We start from the raw sequence: 12,246 nt of genomic DNA on the forward strand, positions 1-12,246 counted from the left end.
CCGTGCTCAAGACGACTCTGGCCGGGCTGCTGGCGCACAAGCTGCGCCTGCTGCTCACCTCGCTCGCGATCACGCTGGGTGTGGGGTTCATCGCGGGCACCTTCGTACTGACGGACACCATCAACGCCGGCTTCGCGCAGAAGTTCACCGCGGACGCGGCCAAGATCTCCGTAGCCGTGCTGTCCAAGGGCGAGGACCACAAGGTCGCCGCCGCCGAGCTCGAGAAGGTACGCGCGGTGAAGGGCGTGGCCGACGCCCAGGGCATCGTGTCCGGCACCGCCGCCCTCATCGGGAAGAACGGCAAGGTGGCCGGCGACTTCCCGACCGCCGGAATCTCCATCCCCGAGGGCGCGCTCAACCGGACGCTGATCACCAAGGGCGCCGCGCCCAAGAGCGCCGCGGAGGCCGTACTCGACGAGAACACGGCGAAGACCCGCGGTTTCACGGTCGGCGACACCATCACGGTGCTCGATTCCGCGAGCGCCAAGCAGCAGTTCACCCTCGTCGGGTTGTTCGACGTCGGCGTGAACCAGGAGCTGGCCTACACGGGGGCGGTCGGCTTCACGACGGACACCGCACGGCGGATGACCGGAGAGAAGGACTTCAAGGAGATCGACGTCCTCGCGGCGGACGGTGTCTCCCCCACGGACCTGCGCGCCTCGGTCGCCGCGGCGCTCGGCTCCGCGTACGAGGTCAAGACGGGCGAGAAGCTCGCGCACGACCTGGCCGCGGCCAACAACATGGACACCCAGTTCCTGACCATGGGCCTGCTCATGTTCGGCATGATCGCGATGTTCGTGGCGGCGCTCGTCATCTACAACACGTTCAACATCCTGGTGGCGCAGCGCGCCCGGGAGATGGCGCTGCTGCGCTGCATCGGCGCGACGAAGAAGCAGATCTTCGGGTCGATCGTGCTGGAGTCCGGCGTGGTCGGCGTGATCTCCTCTGTGCTCGGGCTGCTCATCGGGCTCGGGCTGGGCGCGGGGGCGATGGCCGTCCTGGGCGCGCTGGACGCTCCCGTTCCCGTCGGGGTCGGCGTGTCCCTCACGACCCGCACGATCCTCGTGGGCCTGGTCACCGGCATCGTCGTGACGGTCGCGGCGGCCCTGCTGCCCGCCCGCGCGGCGACCAGGGTGGCGCCGATCGCCGCGCTGCGTTCGCAGGTGGAGGAGTCCACCGTACGCACCGGCGTGGTCCGCGCGGTCTTCGGCGCGCTCTTCCTGCTCGCCGGTACGGGCGCCACGGTGGCCGGAGTCTCCATGGAGGCCGGCCAGAGTGCCCTGGTGATGGTCATGGCGGGTGGAGCGATCTTCTTCCTCGGCGTGCTGGTCCTCGGCCCGCTGATCATCAGGCCGCTCGGCGCGTTCGTCGGCTGGGTGCCGGCCAAGATCTTCGGGGTGCCGGGCAGGCTGGCCGTGACCAACTCGCGGCGCAATCCGAAGCGCGCGGCGACGACCACGGTCGCGCTGACCATCGGTGTGACGTTGATGACGCTGATCTCCGTGATCACCGCGACGACGCGCGAGACCGCCGGGGAGCGGCTCGACAAGCAGTTCCCCGTGGACTACATGATCGCGACACAGCAGCGGGACTCGACGATTCCGCGCACGCTGGCGAGCGACCTGCGGGCCAGGCCCGAGCTGGCGTCCGTGGTCGCGATCCGGGAGGCCGAGGCCAAGGTCAACGGCAGGCGGGCCGAGGTCGGCACGTTCACCGCCGATCCCGCCTTCACGCTCACCGCGACCAAGGGATCCGTGAAGGACCTCGGGCCGGGCACCGCCGGAGTCTCGGACGGGTTCGCCAAGAACGAGAACATCAAGGTCGGCGACACCGTGAAGATGGCCGGCCGGGACTTCCGGGTCGTCGCGCTGCTCTCCGACGACACCGCCCCGGTGTACGGGGTGACCATCCCGGAGCGGGACTTCGACAGCGCCTTCCCGAAGGTCGCCGACAAGCAGCTTCTCGTCAACGCCAAGGACGGCGTGACCGCGGACCGGTCGCGCCAGATCGTGGAGGCGGCGGCGCAGCCGTACCCGACCGTGCTGGTGGCGAGCTCACGAGAGGTGCGCGGCGCGTTCGACGACGCGCTGGACCAGATCCTGATGATCATCACCGGCCTGCTCGGGCTGGCGATCCTCATCTCCCTGCTGGGCATCGCCAACACGCTGTCGCTCTCGGTCCACGAGCGGACCCGCGAGTCGGCGCTGCTGCGTGCCCTCGGCCTCACCCGGCCGCAGCTCCGCCGGATGCTCTCGATCGAGGCGTTGGTGCTCGGTCTGATCGGCGCGCTGGTCGGAGTGGCGCTCGGCGTCTCGTTCGGATGGGCGGCGACGCAGACCATGATGGACGACATCACCTTCCGGGCGCCGGTCGGTCAGATCCTCAGCTTCGTCGCCCTCTCCGGGCTGGCGGGCGTGGTCGCGGCCGTCCTCCCTGCACGGCGCGCGGCGAGGGCGTCGATCGTCGGCTCGCTGGCGAGCAGCTGACGGCGGGCCGGAAACCGTCGCGCGATCAGCGGGGGAACTGGTCGGCGACGGCCTGCGGAGCGAGCAGGGGGCGGACGGCGATCTCGCCGGTGTCCTTGTCGATGACGAGGCAACCGCCCCCGACCGTCTCCGGCAGCGCCCTGGGGTCGTCCGGCTCACCGCCCCGCACCCAGGCCACGTAGATGCGACCGAACGTGAAGATCTCCACTTTGGCGGACCGGCCGGCGAAGTATCCCTCCGCCAGCTCACGCGCCCTCTGGGGCGAGACCTTCAAAGGCGCTGTCCCTCATGGTCGATGATCACGCAGAAGACGCCCGTCACGTCGGCGTACGGCGGCTCGACCGCCATGTGCCCGCGCTGGGCGTCGATCCAGAGGATCTCGCCGTGGCAGTTGACGGCGTTCCACGCGTGGCTGCCACCGCTCGGCCAGCGGGTGATGAGGATCGCGGCGGCACCGTGCCCTCCGCTGAGAAGCCGCCCGCCGATGACGGTGTACGCCCGGCGGCCGTGTCCCACGTACTCGAAGCGATGGCCGATCCACCGCTCCGCGCGGGACACGCCCTTGGTCTCGCCGGTCAGGACGGGCGTGCCGCTCTCGTCGAACTCCGGCAGCCGGGGAGCCGCCACCACGGGCTCGCCGTGCCAGGTGGACAGCACGGAGAGGGCGCAGTCCACGGCGTTGGTGGACCGGAACGGATCCTCTGACGGCCCTTCGGCGTTGATGAGCCGGATCCAGGTTCCGCGCGGGTCGGGAAAGCGCCCGTGCACCGCCTGGTCCAGGTCCCGCTGTGTGCGCGGGTCAGGTTCGGCCAGCCCGCCCGGCATGCCGTACGGCCTGGCCAGGTCGAGGCGGGGCGGGCGGCCGGGCCGGTCGAACCAGTCCGGACCTCCGGCGGCCGCCACCGGCACCCGGATCCGCAGCGGACGGTCGTCGAGCGAGGGCGCGGGAACCTCCGCGGCCTTCTCGTAGTCCCGCCATCGGCGGCCGTCCGGAGTGACGACGGGGTTGTACACACCGGTCGGCAGCCGCCACCGGGACAGGCCGCGAGTCTGCCAGTGGGACTGCCGATGGGTCATCTCCTGGGACACGTGCCGCGGCTCCCCTCCACTCACGCGCATATCAGGATGCCGATGCTAGAGGGGGACGGCCGCGGGCAGGCTCCATTCCCGAAGTCGCCCGGGCGCGTCGCACCGGTTCGCCCTGTTACATCCGGGTCGGTCAGCCGGCCCGAACCCTGATGGAGTGGTAACCGGTGGCGCCGTCCGGCGCGGGCGGGGCGATGTTCGGGGTCTGGGTGTATCCGGCGGCGTCCGTCGCCCGGACCGCGATCGTGTGACCGCCCGGGGCGAGATCCCAGTCGATCGACCACTGCCTCCAGGTGTCCGGCCCGGGAACCTCGGCCAGCCTCGCCCGCCGCCACTCCCCGCCGTCCACCTGGACCTCCACCGCGTCCACTCCGCGGTGCTGCGCCCAGGCGACGCCCGCGACGGTCGTACGGCCGGCGGGTACCCTGTCCCCCTCACGCGGGACGTCGATCCTGGACTCCGTCTTGATCGGAGCCCGGGCGGACCACCCGCGGGTCGTCCAGTAGGCGGTGTCCTCGTCGAACCGGGTGACCTTGATCTCGGTGACCCATTTGGTGGCGGAGACATAGCCGTACAGGCCGGGCACGACCTGGCGCACGGGGAACCCGTGGGCGGCGGGCAGCACCTCGCCGTTCATGGCCACCGCGAGCAGGGCCTCCCTGCCGTCCATGACGACGTCCACCGGCGTGCCGCTGGTCCATCCGTCCCGCGAGACGCTGAGCAGCATGTCCGCGCCACGCCGGATCCCGGCCTCGCGGAGCACGTCGGCCAGCCGGGCGCCGAGCCAGCGGGCGTTGCCCACATACGGCCCGCCGACGTCGTTGGAGACGCAGGTCAGCGTGACGTCCGCCTCGACCAGCGGCCGTCTGAGCAGGTCGGCGAAGGTGAGCTCGACCGGCCGGTCGACCATGCCGTGGATCTTCAGCGTCCAGGACCGGGGATCGACGCCGGGGACGACCAGCGCGGTGTCCACCCGGTAGAACTCGTAGTTGGGGGTGACGAACGGCGACAGCCCCCCGATGTGGAGATCGGCCCCGGCGGGGAGCGGCTTCGCCGCGACGGTGGGGCGCGGCAGCATCCTCGCCACGTCCCTCCTGGCCATCGTCACGTCCCCGCGCCGGCCGAGCAGCCGCCCGGTCACCGCACCGGCCCCCGCGACGCCCGCGCCGACCGCGACGCCGGTCAGCAGCTTCCGCCGGTCGAAGGTGTAGAGATCGGCCCCGGCCCGCCTGATGGTCGGCTCGGCCCGTGGATGCGGCTCGGCCCGTGGATGCGGCTCGGCCCGTGGATGCGGCTCGGCCCCGGTGCTCGGTTCGGTCCGGGTACTCGGTTCTGCCTGTGGATGCGGTTCGGCCCCGGTGCTCGGTTCGGCCCGGCGGAAGAGCAGGACCAGTGCCCAGGCGCCCGCCGCGGCACCGATCATCGAGGGCAGGAAGTCGAGCGGCCCGGAGTCGGGGCGGCTCACCGCCGCGATGATCCCCACCACGCCGAACACGGCCAGGCCCGCCATGCCGTACCCGACGCGCCACCGGGCGACCAGACCGAGACCGGCCGCGATCAGGGCCGCCACGACGACGATGCCGATGACCAGGATCGTCTTGTCGCTCTCCCCGAACGTCCGGATCGCCCATTCCTTGACCGCGGCGGGCGTCCGGTCCACCATGGCGCCGCCGACGGCGACCACCGGCGACGCACCCGCGGTGGTCAGGCCCGCCACCAGCTCGGCCACGCCGAGCGCGACCGCGCCGGCCGTCACCCCGGCGAGACCGGCGGCCCACGCGGGCACGCGCGCGCCGCTCGCGTTCGTGTTCACATGTCCGACGCTATGCCTCCGCGTCCGGGACCGGGAGACCGGGCGGGAATCCGCGCCGGACCCGGCCACGAGGGAAGCGGTAGCGCGCCGGGATCGGTGAGGGGGACGGCAGCGGCGGCACGCCGGAACACGGTCAGGAAGACGACCGCAGCAGCGCGCCGGAACACGGTCAGGAAGACGCCAGCAGCAGACCGGGCAGGTCGGCCGCGAGCACGCGGAAGGCCCGGCCGCGGTGGCTGATCGCGTCCTTCTCCTCGGGCGACAGCTCGGCGGTCGTCCGGGTCTCGCCCTCCGGCACGAAGATCGGGTCGTAGCCGAAGCCGTTGGTGCCGCGCGGCTCGCGGATCAGGAACCCCTCAATCATGCCCTCGACGACATGCTCCTCCCCCGAGGGCAGCGCGAGCGCCGCCGTGCAGGCGAAGTGCGCCTGGCGGCGCCCGTCGGGCACGTCGGAGACCTGGGCGAGCAGGAGGTCGAGGTTGGCCTTGTCGTCCCCGTGGAACCCGGACCACCTGGCCGAGAAGATACCCGGCATGCCGTTCAGCGCGTCCACGCAGAGCCCGCTGTCATCCGCGATCGCGGGCAGGCCGCTCTCGGAGGCCACGGCGTGTGCCTTCAGCAGGGCGTTCTCGGCGAACGTGAGGCCGGTCTCGGCGACGTCCGCGATCTGGGGGAAGGAGTCCATCCCCAGGAGCTCGACCGGCGCGCCGGACTCGGCCAGAATCCGGCGGAGCTCGGCGACCTTCCCGGCGTTCCGCGTGGCCAGGACCACCTTGTGCATCGTTTCTCCCTTGCTACCGGCTGGTCGCAGCCGGGCCGTTCCAGCGGGTCAGGCGAGCGATTCGGCCTGGATGCGGGTGAGCTCCGCGCAGCCGGCGGCGGCCAGGTCGAGCAGGCCGTCCAGCGCGGCGCGGTCGAAGGGCACACCCTCGGCGGTGCCCTGGACCTCCACGAAGTCGCCCTTGCCGGTCATCACCACGTTCATGTCGGTCTCGGCCTTGACGTCCTCGACGTAGCACAGGTCGAGCATCGGCACGGCCCCGACGACGCCGACCGATACGGCGGCCACCGAGTCGACCAGCGGGTTGCCGGGGCACATCTTCTTGCCGCGCATCCAGGCGACCGCGTCGGCGAGGGCGACGTAGGCGCCGGTGATGGCGGCGGTTCGGGTGCCGCCGTCCGCCTGCAGCACGTCACAGTCCAGGAGGACGGAGTTCTCCCCGAGCGCCTTGTAGTCCACGCAGGCGCGCAGCGAGCGGCCGATCAGGCGGGAGATCTCGTGCGTCCGCCCGCCGATTCTGCCCCGGACCGACTCACGATCGCTGCGGGTGTTCGTCGAGCGGGGCAGCATGGCGTACTCGGCGGTGACCCAGCCCAGGCCGCTGCCCTTGCGCCAGCGGGGCACACCGGCCTCCACCGTCGCGGCGCAGAGCACCTTGGTGCCGCCGAACTCGACGAGCACGGAACCCTCGGCGTGGGCGAGCCAGTTCCGGGTGATCGTCACGGGGCGAAGCTGATCGGGTCGACGTCCGTCTGCACGAGCCATGACGCTCACCCTAGGTCATATACCGCACCGCTTCGGGCCAACTCCGTCCTGCCGCGGAAGCCCCCGGCGGCCGCGTCACCGAGGATCCGCTCCGGGTCGTACCACGGCACGAGGTGGGTCAGCACGAGCGTTCCCGCCTCCGCCCTGGCCGCGTGCTCGGCCGCCTGCCGCCCGGTGAGGTGGATGTCGGGCCGGACGCCCGGCCCTTCGAGGAACGACGCCTCGCACAGCAGCAGGTCCGCGTCGCGGGCCAGCGTGACCAGGTCGGCCGACTCGCCCGTGTCCGCGGAGTACGCCACGGAACGTCCCCCATGGGAGACGCGGAAGCCGTATGTCTCGACCGGATGGTTCATCAGCGCCGTCGCCACCTCGAACGGGCCGATCCGCCGCACGCCGGGCTGGAGCCGTACGAACTCGAAGGAGCTCTCCATCACCGGCTCGTCCGGCATCGCGTAGGCCGAGTTGAGCCGGCGCGAGGCGTCGGCCGGGGCGTACACCGGCACCTTCGGCAGCGGCCCGTCCGGCGAGTACGTCCGTACGACGTGGTAGGAACACAGGTCGAGGCAGTGGTCGGCGTGCAGGTGGGACAGGCAGACGGCGTCCACGTCGTAGAGGCCGATGTGCCGCTGCAGCGCGCCGAGCGCCCCGTTGCCGAAGTCCAGCAACATGCGGAAGCCGTCGGCCTCCAGGAGGTAGCAGGAGGCGGGGCTGTCGGGCCCGGGAAAGCTGCCCGAGCAGCCGATGATCGTCAGCTTCACCGGAGCCTCCCGTCACCGGAGCCGTCGCCCCGACCGTCATCGGAGCCGTCGCCCATCGGCGCGAGCTCCACCGCCTGGATCTCCGGGCCGAGGAAGCGCCTGCCGAGCTGCTCGAACAGGGCTGTCTCCCCCGTGGCGCGGAAGATGTGCCGCGGCGGCTCCCCCGGCGGCCGGGGCAGGCCCCGATCGTGCAGGATTCGGTAGACGTCCTTGGCCGTCTCCTCGGCGCTGGACACCAGCGTGACGCCGTCACCGGCGACGTACGAGACCGCGCCGGTGAGCAGGGGATAGTGGGTGCAGCCGAGGATCAGCGTGTCGCAGCCCGCGTCCTGGATCGGTTTGAGGTATCCGCGGATCACCTCGATGAGCTCGTCACTCATCGTCTCGCCACGCTCGACGAAGTCCACGAGCAGGGGCGCGGGCACTCCGATCAGCTCGACGTCGGGGGCGGCGGCGAACGCGTCGTGGTAGGCCATCGACGCGATCGTGGCCCGCGTGCCGATCACGCCGACCTTGCCGTTCCGCGTCGCGCGCACGGCCCGGCGGGTCGCCGGCTGGATGACCTCGACGACCGGGACGTCGTACCGCTCCCGTGCGTCCCGCAGCACGGCGGCGCTGGCGCTGTTGCAGGCGATCACGAGCATCTTCACGTCGTGCTCGACCAGGTGGTCCATGACCTCAAGGGCGTACCTGCGGACCTCGGCGATCGCCTTCGGCCCGTACGGCTGGCGCGCGGTGTCGGCCACGTAAACGATCGGTTCGTGCGGCAGCTGATCGATGATCGCGCGGGCGACCGTGAGGCCGCCCACGCCGCTGTCGAAGATCCCGATCGCCCTGCTGTTCTCCGGCATGAGTCCCAAGATTAGGGGACCGGCCCCCATTCACTCACGGTAAGAATGCTCACACTGCCGGGCGATTCGCGCCCGGCTCCGCCGGTCGTTCCCGTGCTTCTCCCCGCTCGCCCACATGAGCTGCGGATCAGCCGCGGCCGACGCGGGCGAGCTGGCGTGACTGGGCGACCAGACGGCCGGCCGAGTCCCAGACCTCGACCTCCTCGTCGAACCAGCCGTCGCTGATCAGCCTGCCGCTGCCGAGGAGGGTCAACCAGCCGGGGGCGGGCAGCGCCCGCAGGTGCCAGGTCAGCTCGACCGTCGGCGCCCATCCCCTGGCCCCGGCCGAGAAGACGACGGGCGGGAGCGCGTCCACGGCCAGTGCGAGCACGTACGGGTCGGGGTCCTGCGGTTCGGCCATCCGGAAGTACGCGCGCGACTCCGGACGGCCACTGGGCGCCCCGCGTAGCCACCCGATCGAGCTCGGGTCGAACAGCAGCTCGATCTGCGCGCTCAGCGTCATGTTCGACTCGGGCTTGGGGCTCGGGAACCGTACGCAGTCGGCCCGGTCGGGCATGGAGATCTCCGGGGTGGCCGACCAGTGCGGCGCGGCGTCCCCGTCGAGGTCGGCCGACGTGACCTGCATGTCGATGTACCGCTCGCCGTCGCGGACGAGCGTGGCCCGTGTCATGGTCGCGGTCCGGCCCGTCTTGAGCCGCTCCAGCCTGACCCTGGCCGGTCCGGGGGCGGGGGCGCGGAGGAACTGGGCGGAGGTCGAGACGGGGTGGGCGTGCGGGGAGGCGTCCGCCACCGCGCGCAGCATCACCGCCATCAGGTAGCCGCCGTTCAGGGGACCGCCGATCGCGTATCCGTCGTCGAGGCAGACGTCATAGGTCGATTCGTCCACCCTGATCGCCTGCGTCGCCTCGTCGAATTTGGTCACCGCGCCCCGCCTCCCGAATGTTGTTCTAGTGAGTACCTTAACGGCCCATCCGAATCGGCCATGCTTCGGGTCAAGCGAAGTGCAAGCATTTCGCTACCGTTGGGGCTTACGGTCAAGATTGCCAAGCTGTCACCGGATATGTGAGAGAGACATGCCTGCCGATATCCCCCCATTCCCTCCGGGACAGGACCCTGATCAGACGATCTCGTACCGGACGCCGCGGCCGCAGCCTTCGAATGACGCGCATACCCGGCAGTGGCCGTACCCGGAGGAGCTCGGGCCCACAGTCACACCCCCGGCCGCCCCCGCGAAGCGCGGTCGCGGCTGGATCATCGCGCTGGTCGCGGCGGTCCTCGTGGGCGTCGTCGGCGGGGGCGGCGTGTGGGCGGCGAGCATGCTCAGCGGCGGTGGCACCCAGCCCGACGAGGTGCTGCCCGGCAACGCGGTGGCGTACGTGCGGCTCGACCTCGACCCCGCGGCCAACCAGAAGATCGCGCTGTTCAACATCGCCCGCAAGTTCTCCGCCACCAAGGAGAGCTTCGCCGGGGACGACCCGCGCAAGGCCCTGTTCGAGACGATGCGCAAGGACGCCGGCGAGTTCACCGAGCTCGACTACGCCAAGGACGTCGAGCCCTGGCTCGGCGACCGGATCGGCGCCGCCGTCCTTCCTCCGGCCCAGGATGGCGCGGAGCCGGGCATGGTCGTGGCCATCCAGGTCAAGGACGAGGAAGCGGCCCTGGCGGGCATCGCCAAGCTGGACTCGACACCGGAGCGGACGAAGACCGGCGTCGCGTTCCGCGAGGGATACGCGATCATCGCGGACACCCAGGAAGAGGCCGACCGGTACGCCAAGGCGACGCCGCTGTCGGAGAACGAGCGGTTCACCGGCGATCTCGACGCGCTCGGCGAGCCGGGCGTGCTGTCCTTCTGGGCCGACCTCGGCGCGATCGCCAAGGTCGCGGGCACGGAGCAGGACCCGGACACCATGGATCTCGTCCGCAATGCCCGATTCACCGGAGCCCTCCGGTTCGGCGACGACTACGCCGAGCTGACCGGGTTCGCCCGCGGCATGGACGTGAAGACGCCGGAGACCGAGCCCGTCAAGCTGGGCGAACTGCCCGCCACGACCGCGGGCGCGGCGGGGATCTCCGGGCTGGGCGACATCGTGCGCGACCAGTGGGCGAAGCTCCAGAAGGCGGCGGACGCCGCCGGCTCAGGCGGCCGGTCGCTCACCGAGTCCGGCGCGGAGTACGGCCTCACGCTGCCCGACGACCTGGTCACGCTGCTCGGCAAGAGCATCACCGTGGCCGTGGACGGGGAGGGCCTGAACAGCGACCAGCCGAACGGGGGCGTGGTGCTGCGGACCGACCCGGCCAAGGCGCGGGAGGTCCTGGCCAAGCTGGAGGCGTCCGCCGCCGGCGGCGGAGTGGCACCGCAGCTCGTCAAGGTCGAAGGGGACGGCAAGCTGGTCGTGGCGACGTCGCAGGACTACGCGAACAAGCTCTCCGGGCAGGGCACACTCGCCGACAGCGAGACGTTCCAGCTGGCGATGCCCGGCGCCGAGAACGCGACCTTCGGCTTGTACGCCGACCTCGACAAGATCGAGAGCCTCTATCTCGACGGCCTGCGAGGTGAGGAGAGGGCCAACGCCGAGGTGCTGCGCGCGGTGGGCCTGAGCGGCCGGGCCTCCGCCGACAACGCCGGATTCACGCTCCGCGTCCTGTTCAACTGACGCCTGTCCGACGCGACCCGGAGGGCCGGTCCCGATGATCGGGACCGGCCCTCGGCACATCTGGACGCCGCGGTCGCGGCGGCGCGACGGATCAGGCCCAGAGCTGGCCTTCGAGGCGGTCCTCCGCCTCGTCGAGAGTGCCCTCGTACGCCCCGGTGGACAGGTACTTCCAGCCGCCGTCGGCGACGACGAACACGATGTCGGCCCGCTCCCCCGCCTCCACGGCCTTGCGCGCCATACCCAGGGCGGCGTGCAGGGCGCAGCCGGTGGAGATGCCGGCGAAGATGCCCTCGGTCGCGAGCAGCTCCCGCGTACGGCGCAGGGCGTCGGCCGACGTCACGGAGAACCGCGTGGTCAGCACCGAGGCGTCATACAGCTCGGGGACGAATCCCTCGTCGACGTTGCGCAGGCCGTAGACGAGCTCGCCGTACCTCGGCTCGGCCGCGACGATCTTGACATCGGGGACCTTCTCCCGGAGGTAGCGCCCGACGCCCATGAGCGTGCCCGTGGTGCCGAGCCCCGCCACGAAGTGGGTCACTGTCGGCAGATCCTCGAAGATCTCCGGACCGGTCGACTCGTAATGGGACCGCCAGTTGGCCGGGTTGCCGTACTGGTAGAGCATCACCCAGTCGGGATGCTCGGCGGCGAGCCCCTTGGCGACCCGGACCGCCTCGTTGGACCCGCCCGCCGCGGGTGAGGAGATGATCTCCGCGCCCCACATCCGCAGCAGCTGGCGGCGCTCCTCGGAGGTGTTCTCCGGCATGACGCAGATCAGCTTGTATCCCTTGAGCCGGGCGGACATCGCCAGCGAGATGCCGGTGTTGCCCGAGGTCGGCTCCAGGATGGTGCAGCCCGGGGTGAGGAGGCCGTCCTTCTCCGCCTGCTCGACCATCCACAGCGCGGGCCGGTCCTTGATCGACCCGGTCGGGTTGCGATCCTCCAGCTTGGCCCAGATCCGCACGTCGTCCGAAGGGGACAGACGCGGCAGGCCCACCAGGGGTGTGCGACCGACCGAGTCGATCAGTGAGTCGAAACGCATGATGTACGGCTCT

11 protein-coding genes are annotated in these 12,246 nt (G+C 71.3%); 2 read left to right on the forward strand and 9 right to left on the reverse strand.

The genetic code is table 11. From position 1 onward, the window contains the following. Window positions 1–2 precede the first annotated feature (2 nt). The gene (locus tag IMZ11_RS00080; RefSeq protein ID WP_228636663.1) at window positions 3–2,486 is read left to right on the forward strand and encodes an FtsX-like permease family protein; all 2,484 of its coding nucleotides are present in this window, start codon (window positions 3–5) and stop codon (window positions 2,484–2,486) included. A 25-nt stretch (window positions 2,487–2,511) separates the two neighbouring features. Here IMZ11_RS00080 and IMZ11_RS00085 read toward each other — a convergent pair whose 3' ends face one another. The 8 genes from IMZ11_RS00085 to IMZ11_RS00120 all read right to left on the reverse strand — a co-directional run bounded on the left by IMZ11_RS00085 (window position 2,512) and on the right by IMZ11_RS00120 (window position 9,462). Further along, on the reverse strand, window positions 2,512–2,760 hold the full coding sequence (locus IMZ11_RS00085) for a hypothetical protein (RefSeq protein ID WP_061254830.1): 249 nt from the start codon (window positions 2,758–2,760) through the stop codon (window positions 2,512–2,514). Further along, on the reverse strand, window positions 2,757–3,575 hold the full coding sequence (locus tag IMZ11_RS00090; RefSeq protein WP_228636664.1) for a toxin glutamine deamidase domain-containing protein: 819 nt from the start codon (window positions 3,573–3,575) through the stop codon (window positions 2,757–2,759). The genes IMZ11_RS00085 and IMZ11_RS00090 overlap by 4 nt, the downstream gene beginning before the upstream one ends. A gap of 130 nt (window positions 3,576–3,705) precedes the next feature. Continuing rightward, complete coding sequence (locus tag IMZ11_RS00095; RefSeq protein WP_228636665.1) at window positions 3,706–5,385, reverse strand: sulfite oxidase; 1,680 nt, start codon at window positions 5,383–5,385, stop codon at window positions 3,706–3,708. Between the two features lie 169 nt (window positions 5,386–5,554). Then, complete coding sequence (locus IMZ11_RS00100; protein ID WP_228636666.1) at window positions 5,555–6,166, reverse strand: XTP/dITP diphosphatase; 612 nt, start codon at window positions 6,164–6,166, stop codon at window positions 5,555–5,557. A 48-nt stretch (window positions 6,167–6,214) separates the two neighbouring features. Next, a complete protein-coding gene (rph, locus tag IMZ11_RS00105; RefSeq protein ID WP_061255210.1) occupies window positions 6,215–6,931 on the reverse strand; it encodes a ribonuclease PH in 717 nt (238 codons plus the stop codon). A 5-nt stretch (window positions 6,932–6,936) separates the two neighbouring features. Then, window positions 6,937–7,689, reverse strand: coding sequence for an MBL fold metallo-hydrolase (locus tag IMZ11_RS00110; protein ID WP_228636667.1), 753 nt, complete (start codon window positions 7,687–7,689; stop codon window positions 6,937–6,939). Continuing rightward, window positions 7,686–8,540, reverse strand: a complete 855-nt coding sequence (murI, locus tag IMZ11_RS00115) for a glutamate racemase (RefSeq protein WP_228636668.1) — start codon at window positions 8,538–8,540, stop codon at window positions 7,686–7,688. The genes IMZ11_RS00110 and murI overlap by 4 nt, the downstream gene beginning before the upstream one ends. Window positions 8,541–8,667: 127 nt before the next feature. Then, window positions 8,668–9,462 carry a thioesterase family protein gene (locus IMZ11_RS00120; RefSeq protein WP_228636669.1) on the reverse strand — a complete coding sequence of 265 codons (795 nt, stop codon included), beginning with the start codon at window positions 9,460–9,462 and terminating at the stop codon, window positions 8,668–8,670. 151 nt (window positions 9,463–9,613) lie between these two features. Here IMZ11_RS00120 and IMZ11_RS00125 point away from each other — a divergent pair, with 151 nt between their 5' ends. Beyond that, entirely contained in the window at window positions 9,614–11,194 is a 1,581-nt protein-coding gene (locus tag IMZ11_RS00125) for a DUF3352 domain-containing protein (RefSeq protein WP_228636670.1), read from the forward strand. Window positions 11,195–11,285: 91 nt separating this feature from the next. On the opposite strand, the gene IMZ11_RS00130 is transcribed toward IMZ11_RS00125, so the two are convergent. Further along, window positions 11,286–12,233, reverse strand: a complete 948-nt coding sequence (locus IMZ11_RS00130) for a PLP-dependent cysteine synthase family protein (protein WP_061254837.1) — start codon at window positions 12,231–12,233, stop codon at window positions 11,286–11,288. Window positions 12,234–12,246: the final 13 nt, after the last annotated feature.

Origin of the sequence: Microtetraspora sp. AC03309 (assembly GCF_020826795.1) — a bacterium.
Taxonomy (GTDB): domain Bacteria; phylum Actinomycetota; class Actinomycetes; order Streptosporangiales; family Streptosporangiaceae; genus Microtetraspora; species Microtetraspora glauca.